General features: G+C 28.8%; 16 protein-coding genes. 5 read left to right on the top strand and 11 right to left on the bottom strand.

Going from position 1 to position 24222, the window contains the following annotated elements; translation table 11 throughout:
- Positions 1–33 precede the first annotated feature (33 nt).
- From F7018_RS08330 to F7018_RS08315, 4 genes are all read right to left on the bottom strand, one after another.
- Complete coding sequence (locus tag F7018_RS08330; protein ID WP_150899585.1) at positions 34–1806, bottom strand: AMP-dependent synthetase/ligase; 1773 nt, start codon at positions 1804–1806, stop codon at positions 34–36.
- A gap of 72 nt (positions 1807–1878) precedes the next feature.
- Positions 1879–3651 carry an AMP-dependent synthetase/ligase gene (locus F7018_RS08325; RefSeq protein ID WP_150899584.1) on the bottom strand — a complete coding sequence of 591 codons (1773 nt, stop codon included), beginning with the start codon at positions 3649–3651 and terminating at the stop codon, positions 1879–1881.
- 46 nt (positions 3652–3697) lie between these two features.
- Positions 3698–4399 (bottom strand): LytR/AlgR family response regulator transcription factor, encoded by a 702-nt coding sequence (locus F7018_RS08320; protein WP_150899583.1) that lies wholly within the window; start codon positions 4397–4399, stop codon positions 3698–3700.
- Positions 4392–5519, bottom strand: a complete 1128-nt coding sequence (locus F7018_RS08315; protein ID WP_150899582.1) for a sensor histidine kinase — start codon at positions 5517–5519, stop codon at positions 4392–4394. Before F7018_RS08315 ends, F7018_RS08320 begins: the two co-directional genes overlap by 8 nt.
- 211 nt (positions 5520–5730) lie before the next feature.
- On the opposite strand from F7018_RS08315, the gene F7018_RS08310 reads away from it, so the two are divergent.
- From F7018_RS08310 to F7018_RS08300, 3 genes are all read left to right on the top strand, one after another.
- Complete coding sequence (locus F7018_RS08310; protein ID WP_150899581.1) at positions 5731–6612, top strand: ABC transporter ATP-binding protein; 882 nt, start codon at positions 5731–5733, stop codon at positions 6610–6612.
- Between the two features lie 3 nt (positions 6613–6615).
- Positions 6616–10170: an ABC transporter permease/M1 family aminopeptidase gene (locus tag F7018_RS08305; protein ID WP_150899580.1), complete on the top strand. Its 3555-nt coding sequence runs from the start codon at positions 6616–6618 to the stop codon at positions 10168–10170.
- 85 nt (positions 10171–10255) lie between these two features.
- Positions 10256–11380: an alpha/beta hydrolase-fold protein gene (locus F7018_RS08300; protein ID WP_150899579.1), complete on the top strand. Its 1125-nt coding sequence runs from the start codon at positions 10256–10258 to the stop codon at positions 11378–11380.
- A gap of 58 nt (positions 11381–11438) precedes the next feature.
- Here the strand turns inward: F7018_RS08300 and F7018_RS08295 are convergent, their stop codons facing one another.
- Positions 11439–12710: a nuclear transport factor 2 family protein gene (locus F7018_RS08295; RefSeq protein ID WP_150899578.1), complete on the bottom strand. Its 1272-nt coding sequence runs from the start codon at positions 12708–12710 to the stop codon at positions 11439–11441.
- 696 nt (positions 12711–13406) lie between these two features.
- Between F7018_RS08295 and F7018_RS08290 the strand changes: the two genes are divergently transcribed.
- Entirely contained in the window at positions 13407–14009 is a 603-nt protein-coding gene (locus F7018_RS08290) for a sensor histidine kinase (protein ID WP_217701367.1), read from the top strand.
- Positions 13996–14694, top strand: a complete 699-nt coding sequence (locus F7018_RS08285; RefSeq protein ID WP_150899576.1) for a LytR/AlgR family response regulator transcription factor — start codon at positions 13996–13998, stop codon at positions 14692–14694. The genes F7018_RS08290 and F7018_RS08285 overlap by 14 nt, the downstream gene beginning before the upstream one ends.
- 32 nt (positions 14695–14726) lie before the next feature.
- Here F7018_RS08285 and thrC read toward each other — a convergent pair whose 3' ends face one another.
- The 6 genes from thrC to F7018_RS08255 form a co-directional block, all read right to left on the bottom strand.
- Positions 14727–16013, bottom strand: a complete 1287-nt coding sequence (gene thrC, locus F7018_RS08280) for a threonine synthase (protein WP_150899575.1) — start codon at positions 16011–16013, stop codon at positions 14727–14729.
- A 12-nt stretch (positions 16014–16025) separates the two neighbouring features.
- Positions 16026–16958, bottom strand: a complete 933-nt coding sequence (locus F7018_RS08275) for a homoserine kinase (RefSeq protein ID WP_150899574.1) — start codon at positions 16956–16958, stop codon at positions 16026–16028.
- On the bottom strand, positions 16955–17593 hold the full coding sequence (locus tag F7018_RS08270) for a class I SAM-dependent DNA methyltransferase (protein WP_150899573.1): 639 nt from the start codon (positions 17591–17593) through the stop codon (positions 16955–16957). Before F7018_RS08270 ends, F7018_RS08275 begins: the two co-directional genes overlap by 4 nt.
- Before the next feature lie 6 nt (positions 17594–17599).
- Complete coding sequence (gene thrA, locus F7018_RS08265) at positions 17600–20041, bottom strand: bifunctional aspartate kinase/homoserine dehydrogenase I (RefSeq protein WP_150899572.1); 2442 nt, start codon at positions 20039–20041, stop codon at positions 17600–17602.
- 343 nt (positions 20042–20384) lie between these two features.
- Entirely contained in the window at positions 20385–21080 is a 696-nt protein-coding gene (locus F7018_RS08260) for a hypothetical protein (protein WP_150899571.1), read from the bottom strand.
- Positions 21080–24187 carry an alpha-amylase family glycosyl hydrolase gene (locus F7018_RS08255; RefSeq protein WP_150899570.1) on the bottom strand — a complete coding sequence of 1036 codons (3108 nt, stop codon included), beginning with the start codon at positions 24185–24187 and terminating at the stop codon, positions 21080–21082. Before F7018_RS08255 ends, F7018_RS08260 begins: the two co-directional genes overlap by 1 nt.
- Between the last annotated feature and the right edge of the window lie 35 nt (positions 24188–24222).

The following is a 24222-nucleotide window of genomic DNA, read 5'->3' as shown; positions in this document are numbered from 1 at the left end:
AAAAAGTGTTGCTTACACAACACTTTAGTAAAATTAGTTATTATAAATTTTATCGTATAAATCTTTATAAATTTCTTTAATTATTTTTCGTTTCATTTTCATGGTAGGAGTAAGGTGTCCACCATCTATAGACCATTCTTCTGCTGTTAATTCAAACTTTTTAATCATCTCCCATTTTCCAAATTTAGAATTACAAAGAGATACTTCTTCTTGAATACGCTCTATAACTTTAGGATTTTTAATTAAATTTTCATTATCGCCTAGAGTTACATGATGTCTTACAGCCCATTCTCTAATAAACTCAAAATTTGGTTGTATAAGTGCTGCAGGCATTTTTTCACCTTCACCAATAACCATTACTTGCTCTATAAAACGAGACTGTTTTAATTCACCTTCTAATAAAGGCGGAACAACGTATTTACCACCAGAGGTTTTAAACATCTCTTTGGTACGTCCTGTAATTTTTAAGAATCCATCATGACAAATTTCTCCTTTATCACCTGTATGGAAATATCCATCTTTTAGTACCTCAGCTGTTTTTTCAGGATCTTTATAGTATCCTTTCATAACATTAGGTCCTTTTACTAATATTTCTCCAGTATCTGCAAGTTTAACCTCAACACCATCTATCATACGACCTACAGTGCCAACTCTAAAACCACCATTACGTACATCGTTTACAGAGATTACAGGAGAAGTTTCAGTAAGACCGTAACCTTCCATAACTGGCATTCCAGCGGCAGCAAATACTCTTGTTAAACGCGGTTGAAGAGCAGCAGAACCAGAAACCATTAATTTCAATTCTCCACCTAAAGCAGCTTGCCATTTAGAGAAAATTAATTTACGTGCAATACCTAGTTGTTTTTCATACCACCATCCATTTGCACCATATGGCTTATACTTAAGTCCTAATTCAATAGCCCAAAAGAATAATTTTTTCTTTACTCCAGTTAAATCAGCTCCTTTGGCATAGATTTTATCATATATTTTTTCATACAACCTAGGAACGGCTGTCATTACATGAGGTTTTACTTCTTGAGCATTCTCACTTAATTTATCAATTGCTTCGGCAAAATAAATTGAAACTCCACAATATTGGTATAAATACAATATCATTCGCTCGAAAATGTGACAAACAGGTAGGAAGCTAAGTCCACGCTCCTCTCCATATAAAAGTGGAACTCTTTTTTCACTAGATAAAACATTAGAAACAATGTTTCCATGTGAAAGCATCACCCCCTTAGGTCTACCAGTGGTACCTGAAGTATAAATTAGCGTAGCTAGTGTATCAGAAGTTACATTGTTTTTTCGCTCTTCTACTTCGTTTTGATTGCTATTATCTTTACCTAATTCTAAAATTTCTTTCCAATTTTTTTCTCCAGAAATTTCATCAAAAGTATAAACATCTTTAAGTTTTGTATTGCCTTTAATTTGATTTAATTTTTCTAAAATTTCAGTGTCAGAAACAATACAATAAGTTGCTTCTGAATGATTTAAAACATATTCGTAATCTTCTTTAGAAATAGTAGGATAAATAGGTACATTTTGAGCACCTGTTTGTAAAATTCCTATGTCGCAAACATTCCATTCAGTTCTATTGTTTGTTGATATTACTGCAATTTTATCGTTTGGCTGTACACCTAAACGAAGTAAACCTCTACTAATAGCATTCGCTTGATCAATATATTCTTGAGTTGATATTGATTGCCATTTACCATTATATTTCGTTGTAAAAGCTTTTTTTAAATTATAAGTTTCTTGTTGATAGTAAGGGAAATCAAAAAGACGAGTAATTTCAATCGACATATGTTCAAATTTTTGGGCTCTGCAAATTATGAAAAATAGACCGATTGCACAAGTTTGAGCTTAATGGTTGATTTATTGTGAATTATATATTTTTTTATATAAATCGTTGTATTTTTCTAAGATAATTTTACGTCTCATTTTCAATGTTGGGGTTAAATGCCCGGCATCGGTAGTCCATTCATCTGAAGTAATTTCAAATCGTTTAATTTGCTCCCAATTACCAAATTTTTTATTGTAATAATCAATTTCTTTTTGAATACGATTTATCAGTTTTTGATCAGTAGAAACATCGGTAATTGTATGATGATGTCTTTTAGCCCATTCGTATACAAATTCAAAGGATACTTGGATCAGTGCTGCAGGCATTCTTTCGCTTTCTCCAATAACCATTACTTGTTCAATAAAACGTGATTTTTTTAATTCACTTTCTAATACAGCAGGAGCTATGTATTTACCACCAGATGTTTTAAAAATTTCTTTTTTCCTATCTGTAATCTTTAAAAAGCCTTCTGAGTCAATTTCTCCTATGTCCCCAGTATGTAAATAACCATTTTTAATGGTTTCATTGGTTTGTTCATCATTTTTATAATATCCCATCATTACATTTGGACCTTTTACCAAGATTTCTCCATCGTTAGCAATTTTAACCTCAACATCTTTAATGATTCTTCCAACTGTGCCTATTTTAAAACCATTATTACGCATATCTGTTACTGAAACGGCAGGAGATGTTTCGGTCATTCCATAACCTTCAAAAACTGGGATTCCTGCTGCTGTAAAAACTTTAATTAGTCTTGGCTGCATTGGTGCACTTCCTGCTAACATAAAATCTAACTGACCACCTAAAGCTTCTTGCCATTTAGAAAAAATAAGTTTTCTAGCTATTCCTAGTTGAAATTCATACCACCAACCATTTGCTTTATATGGTTTGTATTGTTCCCCCAGCTTAAGTGCCCAAAAGAATAAACGCTTTTTTAAACCTGATAAGTTACTTCCTTTATCTACAATTTTATCAAAAACTTTTTCTAATAACCTTGGCACTACTGCCATAAAATTAGGTTTAACTTCTTTTAAATTATCTCCAATTTTCTCAATACTTTCGGCAAAATGAATTTCAAAGCCCATATATTGACAGTAATAGGACGCTGCTCTTTCGAAAATATGACAGATAGGAAGATAACTAATAGCCTTTTTTTGATTGTCGTGTAAATCTAAAGAATTACCTACAGCAAAAATATTACTTACTACATTTTGATGTGAGAGCATAACTCCTTTTGGAGTACCTGTAGTTCCTGATGTATAAATAATAGTAGCTAAGTCTTCTGGTTGCACATTATCTTTAGCGTTTTCTACAGTTGATTGTAATTCATTATTTTTTCCTTGTGATAAGAAAGAAGTCCAGCTATAATCAGCATCAATTTCTTCGAAAGTATATACTTTTTTAATTTGCGTTTGATCTTGAACTTTAATTACTTTTTGATATAATTCATTATCAGAAACAAAACAGAATACACTATCAGAATGATTTAAAATATATGCATAATCTTTTTCAGAGAATGTAGGATATAGCGGTACATTTATGGCTCCAATTTGCATAACGCCTATATCTAAAATATGCCATTTTGGTTGATTGACAGATGTTATTACAGCTATTTTATCTCCTTTTTTTATTCCTAAATTTAATAAAGCTCTACTTACTTGATTAGCTTGTTCTATATAATTCTGAGTAGAGATATTTTTCCAAACATTTTCTTCTTTGTAAACTAAGCACTTTTGTTGTGGGTATGTTTGTAACTGGTAATAAGGGAAATCAAAAAGGCGAGTAATTTCTGTAGGTTTTTGCATAAATGTAAGCGGTTTGCCATAAATCTATGAAAAAAAAGTGAAAGAGTTAATTATATAACTTACTTACAGTGCTTTTATAAGTTTGACCTATAGGTACTTTATGATTATCGATAATGATTCTATTTCCTTCAATGAACTTTATTTTATCTAAGGCTATAATAAACGACTTATGTACTCTTAAAAAGAGAGAAGATTCTAAAATAGTTTCATAGTGAGATATTTTTTCATGACTTATAATCATTTCATCATTTAAAAAAAGTTTAGTGTAATTTCCGTATGCTTCAATAAATAACAGATTTTTTAGATCTATTTGATGATGCTTCTTGTCTCCCTTAACAAAGAGACGGTTAGATGGAGTATTGGTACTAGTAACTTCTTTAATAGTAGTTTTCGATTCTTGCGATTTAGAAACTTTATTAATTGCTTTTACTAAACGATCAAAACTGAATGGTTTTAAAATATAATCCACTACATTTAATTCAAAGCCTTCTATAGCATGCTCTTTATAAGCTGTAGTAATAATTGTTTTAGGTGGATTTGTTAATGTTTTTAGAAAGTCTAAACCTTTTAATTTAGGCATGTTGATGTCTAAAAACATAAAGTCAACAGTGTTCTCATTTAAAAACTTTATAGCTTCTATGGCATTATAACAATTTTGTTCTAATTGTAAATGTGGTAACATGCTACAGAATTCTTCTATAATTTCATGTGCTAAAGGCTCATCATCAATAATAATATATTTAAGCATGTTTTTTTATTTTTAAAGTAGTTTTATAGATATTTTCAGTTTTTTTAATTGAAAATTCATGTTGATTATTATATAACAATGATAGTCTCTTTTTTAAATTATTTAAACCAATTCCATTTGATTTGCTTAGTTCTTTAGAATCAAAATTATTCTCTACATCAAAGCAAATATAATTGTTAGATTCATATAAATTTATGTGTACAAAAGCATCTTCTGTAAGTGTTTCTATTCCGTGTTTAAAAGCATTTTCTAAAAGAATAATAAATAATAACGGAGCGATATGTAATTCGGGATCTACATTATGATTAAATATAATATCTACGGTTTTTTTATACCTAATTTTATGTAATTCAATATAGTTTTTTAAATATGTAATTTCCTCTTTAATGCTTACTTTCTCATTTTCTCCTTCGTAAATAGTATAACGCATCATGTCTGATAGCTTTAAAATTACTTCAGGGGCTTGTTTAGAATTTTTGACTGTTAAAGCATATAAGTTATTTAAAGTATTAAAGAAAAAATGAGGGTTTATCTGAGTTCTTAATAAAGATAATTCTGTTTTTGTTTTTTCAGCTTTTAAGTTTTGTAACCATTTCCATTGTTCAAAAACCCAAAGAAAAAAGAAAAGAGGAATTGGAATAAAGAATATGTAAAAAGGAAAATCTTTTTTAATTTTTAGATAAGCTTCTAAATCACCAGAAAACAAGCGTAAATAAAGGAAATAGATAAATAAAGGAAGATAAAGAAATAGAATAAACTTCCAATATTTTAAAATAAATGTAGGGACTAATAAATAAGCTATTCCTAACCAAAACCCACTTAATAAAATAAATGTTATTGGATTATCTGGTAATTTCATAGAGGTATCTACAAGTAATGCAAAAAAGAAGAGAAGTAATAAAACTCCTATTTTAATAAATGTCTTTTTTTTATGTTTTAGATAGTGGTAATTATGAATTGGAAGCGCAATGACTAAAAACCAAAATAGTGTAACAAGAAAAACTTCAAAAGGCCTTTTAGTAGGTATATTTAAAAAGCCAATTAAATCAAGTAAATAAATAATAGGAATAATTATTAATGCTATAAAAAAGGCTTTGTATTTTTTTATAAACTGAATCATACTTCAAAACTACTAATGTTGTTGAGTTTTTACAATAATATTGATGTACAGTATTATTTTTTAGATAAACATATATGTTTTAATGTTCAACTATGGTATAAAGTCAATACTGTTTTATATGATGTAAAAATAAAAGTATACATCATTTTTTATTTGAAAGAGAAAAATAGCAGTAGACATTCGTGATATAATTTAAAAATTATCATTGCAAATGAATACATTAATAATAAAAAATCTTAGCAAAACTTATTCTAATGGAGTAAAAGCTCTTAATGGAATTGATATTGAAATTTCCAATGGTATGTTTGGGTTGTTAGGAGCAAATGGAGCAGGGAAATCTTCTTTAATGCGTACTATTACTTCTTTACAAAAACCAACATCAGGAAGTATTCTTTTTAACGAAATAGATATTGTAAAACAACCAGATGAAATTAGAAAGTGTTTAGGTTATTTGCCTCAAGAATTTGGAGTGTATCCAAAAATTTCAGCAGAAAGATTGTTAAATCATTTAGCAGTATTAAAAGGTATTTTAAATAAAAAAGAACGAAAAGAACAAGTTAAAGCTTTATTGCAACAAGTAAATTTATATCAGCATAGAAAGAAAGCAGTATATACTTTTTCTGGAGGAATGCGTCAACGATTTGGAATTGCACAAGCTTTATTAGGAAGTCCAAAAATAATAATAGTGGATGAACCTACAGCTGGTTTGGATCCAGAAGAAAGTAATCGCTTTTTAAATCTTTTAAGTGAAATAGGGGAAAATGTTATTGTAATTCTCTCAACTCATATTGTTGAAGATGTTAGAAACTTGTGTCCAAGAATGGCAATTCTTTCTGAAGGAAAAATTATTTCTCAAGGAAATCCTAAAGAATTAGTTGAGAGTATAAAAGGAAAGGTATGGAGTAAAATTATTGCTAAAAAAGAAATTGAATTTTATAAAAATAAGTTCAATATAATTTCAACAAAGTTAATCTCTGGAGAAACTCAAATTAGAGTTTTATCTAATAGCAAACCTGAGTTAGATTTTGAAATGATTAATCCGAGTTTAGAAGATTATTATTTCTCTACACTATATAACCAAAAAAAGAAGTAAGCTATGTTTAGAAAATTATTAGACTTTGAGTTTTTTTATCAATTAAAGCAAAAAGCTTTTCCATTGTTTGTTCTTTTATTCTTTGTTTTAGGAATTTTTATAGGGAAACAAGGATTTGCGCCAAAAGGAGTAAATTTTAACGCGGTTTATCAGGTATATTTTCATACAGGGATTTTTACTTTAGGAAGTGTATTCATAATTATGTTTTTTGCTATTAGTGCAATGCTAAGAGATAAACAATATCATATGGAAGGATTAATTTATAGTTCTTCAATTAAAAAACGATATTATTTCTGGAGTAGATTTTTAGGAACTTTTCTTTTTAGTGCTTTAGCATTCAGTCCTTTTATGCTAGGATATATAGTAGGAAACTATTTTTTTGATTTAGATCCTGAACGTATTGGAGATTTTCAAATACTAACTTATTTACAGCCGTGGCTGTATATGATTTTACCAAATATTTTTATTAGTTCAGCCGTAATTTTTTCTGTGAGTACTATTACTAAGAATAGTGTTGCAACTTATGCAAGTGCAGTATTTGTTTACATGCTATATTTTGTTTGTTCTATGTTTTTAAATTCCCCTCTATTAGCTCAATCAGTTCCTGCTTCACCAGAAGCAATGCGTTTGGCAGCAGTTTTAGATCCTTTTGGAATTGCAGCTTTTTTTGAACAAACACAATATTGGACACCATATCAAAAGAATACTCAATTATTGTCGTTTTCAGGCTTGTTTTTATTAAATAGATTCGTTTGGATTGTAAGTAGTTTAATTTTTCTTTTAATCACTTATAAAATATTTTCTTTTAGAAAAATAACGAAGAAAGTAAAAAAAGAAAAGATACAACAAATAAGTAATGTTCAACAAACAGCATATAATCCCCTAAAAACAGTTCATAATTTTAAAGCGCAACAATTAGCATTTTTTTCTTTGTTAAAGTTGGAACTAAAAAACGTTTTTAAAAGCTTACCTTTTTTAGCAGTGTTATTAATGTGGCTTTTTATTATTTTTTCAGAATTATATTCGACTATTACAAGTGGAGGAGAATATAATGTTAGCTTATATCCCTATACAAATGAACTTATTGAGTTGATTGTAGATCCATTAACTATTTTTAGTTTGATCTTAATTGTTTTTTATAGTTCAGAAATAATTTGGAAAGAAAGAAACTTAAACTTTAATCTTATCATAGATGCTACTCCAATTAAAAACAGTGTGTTTTTTCTGTCCAAGTTTTTTGCAATACTGTTATTACCAATTATTTTAATAGTAACTGGAATTTTAATGTGTATTGCATTTCAGATAAGTTTTGGATATACAAACTTTGAACTAGGAGTGTATCTCTCTCTATTCTATTATTACGGACTACAATTAGTTATATTTTGTATGATTATATTATTTATAAATAGTATAGCAAAAAGTAAGTATTTAGGAATGGGAATTTCTGGTTTACTAGTTATTTTAAGTTTTAAAGCTAATCTACTTGGTTTGGAGCATCCTTTAACTAATATTGGTTTTATGCCAAGAGCAGCATATACTAATATGAATGGTGTTTATGGGGTAAAAATGTTTCATCATTTAGCAATATACTGGGCAACTTTTGGGAGTTTGTTAGTAGTACTTTCTTTTAAGTTATGGCATAGGGGGAGTAATACAATCTTTTTAAGTAAAATAAATGAGTTTAAGTATAATTGGACTAAAGTTCAGAAAGTAATTAGCTTAGTTTTATTGTTGTTATTTGTAAGTAGTGCAAGTTTGATATATAGAAATACGAATATTATTTCTGATTATGTTACTGTAGAAAATAGACTAAGTTTTAGAGAAAATTATGAACGTAAGTTTAAGCAGTATGAAAGTTTAGAACGTTTATATCCTGTTTCAATAAAAACAGAAGTAGCTATTTATCCCGAAAATCAAAAATATACTGTTAAGGCTTATTATTTATTGAAAAACAAAAGTGATAAGCCATTAAAAGAAGTGTTTATAACTGAGAGAATACCATTGCAAGATATTACTATCGAAAATGCAAGTTTAGTAAATCATGACACCAATTACGGAACTTATAATTTTAAACTGAAAACTCCATTAAAGCCTAATCATTCTATAAAATACTCTTATGAAATAAGTAAGTCATTGAAAGTATATGAGGAAGATAATTCAATTCTAAAGAATGGAACTTATATAATGCATCAAAGTTTTGAACCTGTTTTAGGATATAATGCCAATTTGGAAATTTCAGATAAAATAGAACGAGAAAAAAGAAATTTACCTAAAAGAAAAGAAGAAGATAATTCCGATACTCATATTGAATTTGAAGATTACAAAAATGAAAAAATTCCATTTGAAGTTATATTATCTACTGCAAAAAATCAAACAGGAATAAGTTCAGGTAAATTACTGAAAACATGGATAGAGAATAATAGAAATTATTATCATTATAAAACAAAAGGGGAAGTAATACCAATGGTTGCATATTTTTCAGCAAAATATAAAACTAAAAAGGTAAACTATAAAGGGGTTTCAATAGAGCAGTTTTTTGATGAAAACCATTATTTTAATATAAAAGACATAGAAGAGAGTACTAAACAAACTTTAGATTATTGTCAAGCAAATTTTGGAAAATACAATTTTGATTATGTAAGAATAGCAGAAGTACCTTCACATTGGTCTTTTGGAGGATTTGCACACCCTGGAATTATTAGCATGGTAGAAGATCGATTATATTTATGTGATATAAGAGATGAAGATACTTTTAATTTAGTAGCTAAGAGAACAATACATGAGGTAGCTCATCAGTGGTGGGGGCACACTCTATCTTCAAAGCCAGTTCCAGGAGGATCATTATTTACAGAAGGATTCGCAAAGTATACAGAAGCTGTAATATTAGAAAAATTATATGGAAAAACTGCTGTTTATGAATTAGTAGAAAATGCAAGAAGTAGATATTTTAGAGGAAGAGCCTATGCAGGTGACTTAGAACCACCAGTATATAAAGTGTTTGGACAAGGTTATATTTCTTATGGGAAGGCATTAACAGTAATGCTAGCTTTAAAAGATTTAATTGGAGAAGAAAAAGTTAATGAAGTTATAAAGGAATTAACTGATAAGTATAGAAAAACAAATACATTGGAAGTAACTTCTATTGAATTTTTAAAATGTGTATATAAGAAAACTCCAACTAAGTATTATAATCTTGTAGATGACTGGTTTAAAAGGGTAATCACTTATGATTTAGGTATTGAAAGTGGTGATTATAAAAAGTTAAATGATGGAACTTATGAAGTGTCTGTAAAAATAAAAGCGAATAAGTTTGAAACAAAAAATAATGGGGAGATAAAAGAAATTTCATTAAATGAACCTATTAGGCTTGGAGTTTTTACCAAACATCCTTCAGAAGTTAAAAATAAAAGTAGCATACTTCATTATAAGTTAACCCAAATAAAAAAGGGAGAAACAGAAATGAAAATAATTGTAAAAGAAAAACCAAAATATATTGCAATCGATCCTTATGGTACCAGATCAGATGAAAATTTAGTGGATAATATGGTAAAATTATAATTTTAGTTAAAATATTTATAAAGAAGCTAAAATGTTAATTATATGATAACTATATTTTTAAATTTGAGAAAAAACTATTCAAACTATGGTTAAACAAGCAATTTTAATTTTAACGTTATTGATTACATTTCATTCTTATTCTCAAAAGAAAGATGATAAAATAACCATTGGTACTAATTATATAATTGAATCAACTATCTTAAATGAAAATAGAGAAATTCAAGTTTATTTACCTGATAGTTATAATAGTTCAAAGGAAAGGTATCCAGTAATGTATATTTTGGACGGACAGTGGTTTTTTACAAATGGAGTAGGAATTCAAAAATCATTAAGGACTCCTGGAGCCATTCCAGAAATGATTATTGTTGGAATTAAAAATAAAAACCCATTAAGAAGAACCTTGTTTAATAATGAGAGAACAAAGTTTACATCATTTTTAGAGAAAGAAGTGATTAGTTTCATAGATGGTAATTTTAGAACTACTAATGAACGAATTATATATGGATGGGAAGCAGCAGCATATTATGTTAGTAAACTTATTTTAGAAAAGAACGAATTGTTTAGTGGTGGTATTATAACTGATGGGGGCTTTGCATCTGAGAAAATTATTAAAAATTTTAAATCGACTAAAGATGTATATCTATACATAGCGAATTCTAAGAAGGATATTTATTATATAGCATCAACAGAAGCGTTTAGTAAAGGATTAAAAAAACACAACCCCGAAAATTTACTTTGGAAATATGAATTATTTAACGATGAAGTGCATGAAACAATGCCACATTTAGCAATGTACAAAGGGATTATGTATTATTATCATAATTATGATTCCTTAGTTTTTGAAAGTATTGAAGCTTATGAAAAAGCGGGAGGAATTTCGTATTTAAAGTCTTTTTTTAAAGAAAGAGCTAAACGTTTTGGAGGTAATGGTAAAATAGATAATAGCACTAAGAATTCATTGATATGGTTAGCATGGAGACGTGACAATTTTAAATACTTTAGCTTTTTTATGGAAGAGTTTAAAGATGTTTTAGATACGAGAAGATATGATAGTGCCTATTGGAAAAACAGATTAGCTCAATTCTATTTAAAGCATAAAGATTATAAAAATGCTGTTAAGTTTTTTGAAGAAGGTATAAAGAAGTACCCTAAATCTGAGTTTGATAAGTTAATGAAGGAAGGACTCAAAATAGCGAAGAATAAATTGTAAATTTTAAATAAAAAGTCACTTCTATTTTTGAAGTGACTTTTTATTTACAAAGTAGTTTTTAAAAAGGGTACATTTTTACATTTTTATGTTGCCACAATAAATTTATAATACTCCATTTACCATCTAACTTGATTAAGTGTAAATATTCAACCCAATTATCTGAATATAGTTTTACAGTCGCAATTCGATGATATATGTCTAATATTTTTATTTGATTATTAGGTGTAGAAGGGAATTTAGTATTTGATTTATTCCAATTTTTAGCGTTCTCAATCATTCTTTCTTTAGAGGTAGCTCTAGCAACTTCTTTTCTAATTTTTCTATTAAATCCAACAGTAACTTTATTTAAACTATCATTCATTACTTCTTTCATTAATTCAGGTTTTAAATCTTGTAAAGCAATTAAATAACCTAAAGAGATTCGTTTAATTTCTAAACTATCTTTTTTCGATGCTTTTTTACTCAAAGAAACATATTGATTGTTAGGTATGGTCCTTTGTCTTAATAACTTATTATTAGTATCGTAATGTTGTTGTTTTATATAGTTTCCTATAGAGTCATATACTTTTATACCTACAGAAAAACCAAACTGATTCATAACAAGTTTGTTGTTTTTATCATGGTAAGTATATTTTATATGATTTCCGTTTTTATCATAAATATCTTGATAAGAAGCTACTCCAAAAGAATTGTTTGTTATTTGTAAATCCTTATTTAAATTATAGTTTGCAATAGGACTACCATCTTTGTTAAACTTCATACCAGTGGTACCAAATTCAAAATAAGTAGATATATTTTGAGGTTCATTTTTTAGATTATATCTTTTTTCAATAATCATCTTATTTTTTTTGAACCAAATGTATTTAGCAATTTTCCAGTTAGATTCCATAGGAGAGTCATCAAGATTGAAAAATTCTAGTTGACTATAGTTTCCATTTTTATCAAAAGTAAATACCTCTTTAAAAACGGCTCTATCATTAGTAACTCTATTGTTGTTTTTATCCAAGAAAATACGAGTTTCTTTTCCATTTTTATAAGTAATTACTGTTTTGTAAGCTCCTATAGAACCTAAAGGGTGCCTTCTTTCTGTAAAATAATGCTTGTTTGTAATAAGAGTTAGTTTGTGGTCATTATTATAAGTAAAAACATAATGTGAGGTGCTTTTAGCAGTTTCTTTATCAATAGGAAATATCCCCGATAGTTTAATGTAAGGAGATACATGATTATATTTTAGATGCCTAAAATATTTATGAGAACTCTTTTTTTGAGCTAGTATAATAACAGAAAATAGTATTGTAATTAATAGTAAAGAATGTTTTTTAGTTTTCATAATATGCTTCTATAATTTGATATCGATGCAATTTATTTGAAATACAAGAGCTATATTTTTTTGTAGACATACAAATACAAAGAGAAGAATGAGAGTAAATTCTTCCAGATAAAACAGATTTATTGTCTGTAACTTGGGTTTGGACTTCTTGTAATTAAGATTTGTCTACAAAAAACACCATAAAACAATATTCTTATTAGATTTGTTTATTTAGCAATTATTCTAAGAAAGAAAAGCTTGTATTTAATATAAATGAAGAATATTCTGTCAAAAAATATTATTAGAAATTCAATTTTTTGGGGTATTATGTTTCTATACTTACTTAGTTCGTATTGGTATAGAGAACACGATAAGACTTATATTATAACTTACATAGGGTTTAAGGTCTTTTTGCAGTTTTTATTATGTGTTACAATAGTTTATTATTTAATTCCTACATTTTTAAATAAAAAAAAGCAATTCCTTTTTGTGTTACTAAGTCTGATAGCCATATATTTAATTCAGTCATTATATGGAGTAGTCAGAGTTTATTATTTTGCTAGTAATTACCCTGAAATCTATAAGAGAATGCCTCCTTATATTTTAAAAGATAGAATGGTTTCGATTATTGTATTCATAAGGAATATTACATGGGTACTTTTTCCAACAGTTATATTTATAGCGATAAAGTATTATAGAGATCAAAAGGATCTTATAATGTTGAAAGAGCAAAAGAAAACGACAGAACTTAATTTGTTGAAGAATCAATTAAATCCTCATTTTTTATTCAATACATTAAATAATTTATATGCTTTAGCTTTAAAGAAATCTGATAAAACTCCTGAAGTAATAGCTAAACTTTCGGAGATATTAGATTACATTTTATATCAATGTAAAGACAATTATGTTTCTTTAGATAAAGAAATAGAATTATTAGAAAATTATATTGCTTTAGAAAAAGTAAGATATGGAAATAGGGTAGAGGTCAATTTTGAAAAACAAATTAAAAGTGATGTAAAAATTGCTCCCCTAATATTATTAACCTTTGTAGAAAATGCATTTAAGCATGGTATAAGCCAAGAAATTGACAAAGGCTTTATAACTTTAACTATAGTAGCATCGGAAGCCGAAATAAAGTTTAAACTAAAAAATACTAAACCAAGTTTATACAATAGTAATAAAAAGAGAAAATCAATTGGAATGGAAAATATTACCAAACAATTAGATTTTTTATATTTAGGTGCTTATTCTTTAGAGGTTAATGAAACAAATAAGGACTATAGTTTGGAATTAATACTTAAGTTAAATGAAAAAATATAGATGCATAATTGTTGATGATGAAGAGTTAGCAAGAGAATTAATTGCTACACACTTAAGTCAATTACCAGATTTTGAAATTGCGGCAATTTGTGCTTCTGCAATTGAAGCAAATAGTGTTTTAAAAAATGAGACTGTTGATTTAATGTTTTTAGATATTGAAATGCCTTTATTGAAAGGAACAGATTTTTTAAAAAACTTAGTTAATAAACCAAAAGTAATATTTACAACGGCACATAGAGAATATGCAATTGAAAGCTATGAGTTAAATGTGATTGACTATTTATTAAAACCAATAGTTTTTAACCGATTTTTTAAAGCAATTGAGAAGTTTTTAGATACACAGATCGTTTTAAAAGAAAAAGATAAAACTACACAAGAATCGACACATATTTTTGTGCAGAGTAATAAAAAAAATATTAAAGTACAATTAAGTGATATCTTATATATAGAGAGTATAAAAGATTATATTAAAATTCATACTGAGAAGTCGAAAATTATTATAAAACATGGAATTTCCGCTTTTGAAGATAAATTAGATAATAGATTTATAAGAGCACATAGATCGTATATTATAAACTCAGAAAAAGTAACAGCCTATACCAAACAGGATATTGAAATAGATTCTATAGAAATTCCAATTGGAGATCTATATAAAAAGCATACTTTAGAAAGATTAAAATATTAAAAAAAGCCTCAATATTTTGAGGCTTTTTTATTTTAAGAATTAAGAAAAGTTTTTAAATCTTCATATGAGTTTATGGCTATAGCACTCTTCTTTTGATGCATAATCGATTGAATTTGTTCAGGAATAGTTACTTGAATGTCTAATGTGTTTTCTACTACATCTAAAAACTTTACTGGGTGTGCTGTTTCTAAAAATAAACTTATAGAATTTGGATTTTCTTTTTGATATTCTTTAGCACCTAAGTACCCAACAGCTCCATGAGGATCGGCAATATAATTACTTTTTTTGTGTATTACTTTCATTGCACTACGTGTTTCTTCATCTGTAAAAGAATAAGACGAAAAAGTACTTTTTAAAGCATTTAAATCATTATTGAACAATTCTTGAATACGTATAAAGTTACTAGGGTTTCCAACATCCATAGCATTAGAAATTGTAGCTATTGATGGTTTTGGATTATAATTTCCGTCTTTTAAAAAGTTAGGAACAGTATTATTTACATTCGTAGCCGCTACAAAATGTTTGATTGGAAGTCCTAATTTTTGAGCCATAATACCAGCACAAATGTTTCCAAAGTTTCCACTAGGAACAGAGAATACAACATCTTTTTGCTGTTTATAGATCTGTTTGTAAGCAAAGAAAAAATAAAACATTTGAGGTAACCAACGAGCAATGTTAATTGAGTTAGCTGAGGTTAAAACACGATTTATTTCTGAATCTAGAAAAGCAGTTTTTACCATATCTTGACAGTCATCAAATACTCCATTAACTTCTAAAGCTGTAATGTTTTGTCCTAAAGTAGTTAATTGTTTTTCTTGAATATCACTTACTTTTCCGCTAGGGTAGAGTATAACTACTTCTACACCTTTTACCCCTAGAAAGCCATGAGCAACAGCACCTCCAGTGTCGCCAGAAGTAGCTACTAAAACAGTTACTTTATTGTTGTTGTTTCTATTAAAATATCCTAAGCAACGTGCCATAAAACGAGCTCCTACGTCTTTAAAAGCCATGGTAGGACCATGAAATAATTCTAAGGTTCCAATATTTTCTTCAATTGAAACAACAGGAAAATCAAAAGACAATGTCTCTTTAATTATTTCTTGTAAAGTTTCGGTAGGTATTTCATCTCCTACAAATTGTTGAATAGCTTTATATGCAATTTCTTCATTAGAATATTCTCCAATATTTTCAATAAAGTCTTTGTCTAAAGGAGTAATATTTTCTGGAAAATATAAACCTCTATCAGGAGCTAATCCGTTTACAACAGCTTCTTGAAAACTAACTTTTGGTGATTTTTTATTTAAACTGTAATATTTCATTTTGTGTTGTGTTTATTTTGTCTCTAATATTTTAACTCCTTGCGTATTTATTTTAGATGTAAAAAGGTTAAAATCAATGTTTTTATCACTGTATGCATTTTGTATAGCTTCATATACATTTTTAGTTGTTTTTTCACCTTTACATAATGCAAAAATTGTAGGGCCAGAACCAGATATTCCTGCTCCTAATGCACCTGCTTTGATAGCTTCATTTTTAACTAAATCAAAATGAGGAATTAAATGCTTTCTAGCTGGTTCTACAATAACATCAGTTAATGAATTGGCTATTACTTGATAATTACTTGTATACAATCCACTTACAAGACCACCAACATTGGCCCATTGAGTAGTAGCATCTTTTAAAGATACTTTTTGAGGTAATACATCTCTAGCGTCCTTAGTTTTTACTTCTATTTGTGGATGTATAGCAACTAATTGTAATTCATTAGGAACAGGCAGCTTTATAATGTCTAGAGGTTCATAACTTCTTATTAAGACAAAACCTCCAAAAATAGCAGCACCTACATTATCAGCTATAGGAGTCCCACAGGCAGCTTTTTCACCTAACATTGCAAATTTTGTAAGCTCTAAGCTAGAAAATGGCTTTCCTAATAATTCATTTACACCAAAAGCAGCACCTCCAGAACTAGCGGCGCTACTTCCTAATCCACTTCCAGGTGAATATCCCTTATGCATAGTAATCTCTATACCAAAGTCTACTGAATGTTCTTTAAGCATAGCTAAAGCAACTACTCCTGCCGCATTTTCTTTTGGGTTTAAAGACAAACCTTTAGCGCCAGTTATTTGTGTTATTTTAACTCCTTTTTCTACAGTTTTTGTAAAAGTCATTTCGTCGCCAATAGTATCTACGGCAAATCCCATAGAGTCAAATCCGCAAGAAACATTAGCAACTGTTGCTGGAGCAAATATTTTTATATAGTTCATTTTTTTGCAATTAAAAATAAGTCGGTATCACCAATAGTACTACCTTCTTGATATTTTTTTGTGTAATTTTCTAATAGTTGAAACTTGTTGTTTTGTAAAGCATCAACTAAATATTCTTGATTATGGTAGTGAATAAATAAGCTATTTTTTCCATCTGAACTGGTTCTATATCCAGAGTCAGTATTATAATCACCTATCATTGTGCTTATATAAAGTAATCCATTTTCATTTAAGATAGTATAAGCATCTTCAATTAATCGGATACAATCTTCTTTTGAGATATATGGAAAACAGAAACCGAAAATAATAAGATCAAATTTTTGATTTAAGTATTTAATGTTTCTACAGTCTTCAACTTTAAAACTAGCATCTTTAACATGTCCTTTTGCTAATTGAATCATATTTTCTGCGGCATCTATCCCTAGAATTTTAAAATCACTCCTTTTATTAAGTAAATACTTAGTAATATTTCCAGGACCACAGGCAACATCTAAGATTGTTTTATGGTCATTTTTACAATGTTTTAAAAGCCTATCGTAACTATGATGATATATAGTTGCTTCCATAAATTTATCATGGTATTGCTGTGATACCTTATTATAAGTTTCTATGATATGTTGATACTTATTCACCATTCAATTTTAATTATTAGCTATTCTAATAACGTCAGCAAAAATTCCTGAAGCAGTTACATCTGCACCTGCACCAGCACCTTTTATTTGCAATGGATTTACAGGGTATCTATCTGTAAAGAATAACACAATATTATCGCTACCTTCTAAATTGTAAAAAGGATGGTCAGAAGGAATATGCTGTAAACCAACATTAGCTTTACCATTTTCGAATTCAGCTACATATTTTAAACGACAATTTTGATCGTTAGCTTCTTTGAATATTTTTTGAAAATGAGCTTCATATTCAGTTAAACTAATGTAAAATTCATCATTATTGGTTGTTTTTAAACTTTTTTCAGGTAAAAACGCATTGTTTTTAATGTCTGATAATTCTAAGTTAAAACCACTTTCACGAGCTAAAATCAATATTTTTCTAGCAACATCAATTCCACTTAAATCAATTTTTGGGTCTGGTTCAGTATAGCCCTGTGCTTGTGCATCAGCAACAACATCATGAAAAGTATTCTTGTTATTAAAATTATTGAATACAAAATTTAAAGTTCCAGATAAAACAGCTTGTATTTTATGAACTCTATCTCCAGAAGCGATTAAATTTTTTAAAGTATCTATAATTGGTAGTCCAGCACCAACATTAGTTTCAAATAAAAACGGAGCATTATACTTATTGGAAACTTTCTTTAGTTTTTTATAATTTTCTAAATCTGAAGCACAAGCTATTTTATTGCAAGTAACTACTGCAATATTATTACGTAGGTAGTTTTCGTAAACTTCAGAAACCGATTGATTAGCTGTGTTATCAACAAAAACAGAATTACGAAGGTTGAAAGATTTTGAACGTTCAAAAAATGATTGTATCGAGCTTTCTTCTCCATTTTTTAACTGTTCTTTCCAATTCGATAAATCGATACCTTCTTCATGAAATACCATTTTTCTTGAGTTAGAAACTCCAATTACTCGAATGTTTAATTTTAAGTTTTCTTTTAAAAACTCTTTTTGTTGATGTACCTGTGCTAAAAATCGTTCACCTACATTTCCAACACCCGTTACAAATAGGTTTAATTGTTTTACTTTTTCTTCAAAAAACTGTTCATGTAATGTATTCAGCGCTTTTTTTGCATCTGAACTATTTATAACAGCTGAAATATTTTTTTCTGAAGCTCCTTGTGCAATCGCTCTTACGTTTACATTATTTTTTCCTAAAGCACTAAACATTTGTCCACTCAAACCTTGATGATTTTTCATTTTATCACCTACTAAAGCTATAATAGCAAGGTTGTTTTCAACTAAAACTGGATTAAGTTTATGCTGTCGAATTTCAAAAGAAAAAGTTTCATTTAATGATTCTTTCGCTAGTGAAGCGTCTTCTTCGTAAATTCCAATACAAATAGAATGCTCAGAAGAAGCTTGTGTTATAAATACTACATTGATATTTTGTTGCGATAATGTTTCGAACATTCGCTTTGAAAAACCAGGAATACCAATCATGCCACTTCCTTCAAGAGTTAAGAGGTTTATATTTTCTATATGCGTAATTCCTTTTACAGGCTTATGATTGGTAGACTCTTTTGAAATTAGAGTTCCTTCATTTTCTGGATCAAATGTATTTTTGATTCGAATAGGAATTTCTCTTTCTAATACAGGCTGAATAGTTGGAGGATACAAGACTTTAGCTCCAAAATGCGATAATTCCATTGCTTCTTTATACGAAATTTGAGTAATTGGAAATGCTTGTTTTACTATGCTAGGATTTGCTGAATACATTCCACTAACATCTGTCCAAATTTGAAGTTCATTAGCGTTAAGCGCAGCAGCATAAATAGCTGCAGAATAATCAGAACCACCACGTCCTAGAGTTGTTGTTTCTTTTTTTACATTGGAAGCTATAAACCCACCTAAGATAACAGCATCAAAAGAGTTTTCTTTAAAAAAGCTACTACAATTTTTATTAGTTAGTTCAAAATTTACCTGAGCATTTAAAGAATCACTATTGGTAATTATAAGTTCTCTACTATCTTTATATGTTGCATTTATTAATTCCTTTGCAGCATTGGCAATAATATAAGATGACAGTCTTTCACCAAAACTAGCTACTTTAGCTAGAGTTTTAGGAGAAAGCTCTTGTAAGAGAAAAATACCTTCATAAATAGCTTTTAACCTGTTAAATAAATACTGAACTTCTTGAATTATTTTAGGTTGTTTTTCTTCAGAAATTAATTCTTCAATTACAGAAAAATGTAACTCTTCTAATTCTATAATTGATTGATTAACGGTACTATTATCTTTTAAAGCTACTTGTGCTGTTGCTAATAATTTATCGGTTGTTTTTCCGAAAGCAGAGACTATAACTGCAACTTTTTCGTGTTTAGATACTTGTTTTACAATATGTAAAACCTTTTTGATGTTTTGATGATTGGCAACTGATGATCCACCAAATTTTAAAACTTTCATTGTTTAATGTGTGAAATTATAAATTGATTTTGAGTGAGTTATCTTTTTTTGAATCTTTCAAAAATATAACTATAGCCTAAGGTGATATGTAAAAAATGAACCCCCTAAAGGGTACCCGTAATGATAGTAGTAATTGTAGTAGTGCCAACAAAAGAAGTCGTAAAGTTTACGACTGGTAAAGAATTAATATTTCCTTTGTTGTTTAACATCGATTCAAATGTATACTTTTTTTTGAATTAATGCTATTCTTTTTTAATTTTTTGAAAAATAATAGGTTAGGGCTAGTGTTTACCACTAAAGAGAGGAAATAAAAAAGGCATTTACTTAGTAAATGCCTTTTTTTCTAGTTAACTTTAAACTGAAATATTTCTGAGGTTGATGTATTACCTTTAGAATCTTCAGTTATTACTCTCCAATAGTATGTCGTATTAGAGCTTACATTTGTGTCTAACGAAGTTGTCGTTACTGTACCTATAGAACTAGTAGGGGGGCTTGTTATATTTAATTGAATTGTGTATTTACTGATATCATTGTCAACATCACTACCTGTCCATTTTAAACTTACTGAGGTCGTACTATTAGATAAGTTAGCTCCCATAGAAGGACTCACTAGATCAGCAGGAAAAGGAGCGTGTGATGAAACAGGTTTACCTGCATTATAAAACTTCCATGTATCACTTTGTGCTACCTGTGTACCTGAATTTTTTGAAACTACATACCAAGAGTATGGAGTTCCTCTGTTAATAGTGATAATCTTTTCAGAATCGCTACTTGTATAAGTAGAAGTAACGTCAGTGTCTAAGTTTTTTACAAAGATTTCATAATTAGTTGTGTTTGTAGCATCAGACCAATTAAACGTTACTGAACTTTTAGTATCACTAATAATAGTTCCTTCGTTGCATTCAGAATTTTGTTCAGGAAAAACTAATGTAGCTTTAGTTGGAGCAGCTGGTGGAATATCTTCCGCACTGCTACCACCTCCACAAGAAGTTAAAATTAAACCTGAAAAAAGGATAAAATATATATTACGAAAAGTCATTATTCTTTAATTATTTTAAACGATTTACTTTCATTGTTTTTTGTTACATATAAGATGTACATTCCTTTAGCTAAATCCGAAACATCGATTCTTTTTGTTTCAGAATTTGCTGATGTTTGATAAATTAAACTTCCATTTAACGCATATATATCTATTGATGCTTTTTCTTTTAAAGTACCTAAATAAACATTAATATGAGTAGTTGATGGGTTAGGGAAAGTGCTAATTTCTTCACCTAAATAAATTGTTTTTTCAAAAATTCCTTGACAATCTTTATCCCCCACAACTTTTAATGTATTCTTTCCTTGTAAAAGAGGTAATTCTATAAACGAGTTTGATGTTTTATAAGTTTCATCATTCAGCGTAATATTATAGTTTTTACTACCGTCTAATTTAAGCTCAACAGTATTACTTTCCTTTGCAATTTTAGAAACAACCGTAATATCTTCTGGTTCAGTAATAACTGAATTAAAACATATTTTATAATTAGGTTGCCCATCTACAGTAATGCAAACTTCATAAGTTGCAGCTGAAAGATTTTCAAAAGTATGTGTTGTAGTAAATGTTTTAGTTAAAGAAACTGAATTACCAGTAAGTGTTGCTGTGTAGTTTAAATTCTTCTGAGCAGAAATTATAATACTACCATTGTTACTAGTTCTACAGGTTTCACTTAAAACTTGTAAAGAAAAGTTGTTTGCAGGTAAGGTAAATATTTCACAACCAAAAACATCTACTTTAGCTCCTGCAGGAGTATTTGGACAGTTATCATCACTATTTAAAACACCATCACCATCAGTATCATTATTCGCAAATAAACTAGAAGGATTATTACCAAAGATTTTAAATTCTCCTGGCGCCAGTGAAATTAACCCATTAACATCAGTAATAGTTGTTTTTAAGTTGTTATTTAAAAACTCATACCAATCACCAGTTTCTTGAAATTTTGGATTTATTGATTGTGTTGTAACTCCAAAATTACCAATAATAGTAACATATTTAACTTCATTACCTGTAGCAGAACCTTGTGTTAAATGGATAGTTTTTAAACCTGTAGTTTCGGAAACGTCTAAAGTAAAATCTCCAGTTTTAAAAATAGGTTCTCCATTTTTTAATTTGATTAAATCTTTCCAAGTATCATAAATAGCTTTTCTATTAGGCTCGTTTTCATAATTCCAAAGAATAGGTTTGTTACCAGTTCTACCATTTTCTTCAATACTTATGTCATAACCTAATTCACCAAATTGCCAAATCATTTTAGGACCTGGTATGGTAAAATAAAACGCACCAGCTAATTTCATTCTTTCTAATGCTGTTGCTAAATTCTTAACACTATAACTTCCGTTCGAATTACCAAACTGTAAGTTTTTATACATTAAGCGTTCCTCATCATGACTTTCCATATAAGAAATGTTAGCAGGAGTAGTCCAGTTTCTTTTGCGGTAATCTATCCAAGAAAAATCTGATTTTCCACTATCATGATATCCTAATGTAGCTTCATTATATTGATGATTTAAATTGCTCCAAAACATAATACCTTTTCCTTCGTTTAAACGATAATTAACCCATTCGGTTTCTTCTTGATTTGTTCCTAAATGTTCGAAAATAACATAGAAATCAGCATCTTTTTCCCATTGGTAATCGGCATATTCTTTTAAGACAGCAACTCTGTCTGCTTGATATGCATTAGTACAAGAATCGTTACCATCTGAACAATTTTGAGTAAAACCTTTGGTCAAATCCCAACGGAATCCATCAATTTTAAATTCGTCAATCCAGTATTGAGAGGTTCTTTTTACATAATCTTTTGTAGCTTGTTTGCTATGATTAAAGTCATTGAAAACATTGAATGAATGTTTTGCAGAAACATTAAAGAAAGGACTATCTGCTGCTGGTTGACCTCCGTAACCACCGTTACTTGTATTCCACATTCTGAAATATGGGTTTTGCCCTGTAGCATGGTTATAAACTACATCTAAAATGACAGCAATTCCACGTTTATGACACTCATCAATAAATTGCTTAAACGCTTCTTTTGTTCCATAATATTTATCCAATGCCATATGAAAGGAAGGATTATATCCCCATGATTCATTTCCATCAAATTCACTAACAGGCATTAATTCGATTACATTAACTCCTAAATTTTGGATGTAATCTAAACGGTTTTTTACAGCATCAAAACTATGTAATTGATCAAAATCTCTTATTAGTAGTTCGTAGATTACTAAATCTGTTCTAGCTGGTTTTGTAAAGTTGGTAATTTGCCAATTATAAGCAGCTTCTCCTGTTTTGAATAAGGATACAGCATGTTCTGTTTTTCCTGTTGGATATGCTGGTAAATTCGGATAAGTTGTAGCATTTATACTAGAATCATTATTCTGATCTAATATTGTGGTAGAGTAGGGGTCAGCTATTCTTAAATCACCATCTACTAAGTATTGATAGGTGATATTTGTTTGAGGAGTTAAGTTTGTTACTTCAATCCAAAAACGGTCTTTAGCACTGTCTTTTTTTAATAGGTAGTTTACATCGTCTCTTTGCCAATTATTAAAGCTTCCAATAAGATTTACAAACTTTTTTTGCGGAGCATATAGTACAAAAGTAGCTTTAGTGTTGTCATTAGGATCTAAGTTTAGCCCATCTTTCATTCCACTAGGTAATGTTGCTTCAGTTACAGTTGGGTCTGGTGTTGCAGCACCAACTTCAGCATACATATCTTGCGATTTTTTATCTCCAGAACCATCTTTTGCTTTTACTAAAAAACCTATTTTACCAATACCAGTTCTGTTGTAAAATGTAGTTGGTTTTAATGTAATTGAATATGTTCCGTTGTTATTGTTTGTTAGTTTTTGAGCTTCATTAGAGTTTGTCCAAGTACCATTATTTGGAGCATCCATTGAATTTAAATCATTTGTATCGTATGACCAGCTCCATAAATATAAATCAGTAACACCCCATGTTGCAGGATTTATATTTGAAAAAGTAATTGTTATATCATCTGTTTCATTAAACGTATTTGGATTTATAGCAAAATCAATGTTTTGTTGTTGAGAAAACAAATTTATTGATGCTATAAATGTAAAAAGGGATAGTAGGATTTTTTTCATTGTAATTTGGTAGAAAAAGAAAAGGCTGGTTTAGT

Origin of the sequence: Tenacibaculum aiptasiae, assembly GCF_008806755.1 — a bacterium.
Classification (GTDB): Bacteria; Bacteroidota; Bacteroidia; order Flavobacteriales; family Flavobacteriaceae; genus Polaribacter; species Polaribacter aiptasiae.
This window is presented reverse-complemented; position numbering and strand designations above follow the sequence as displayed.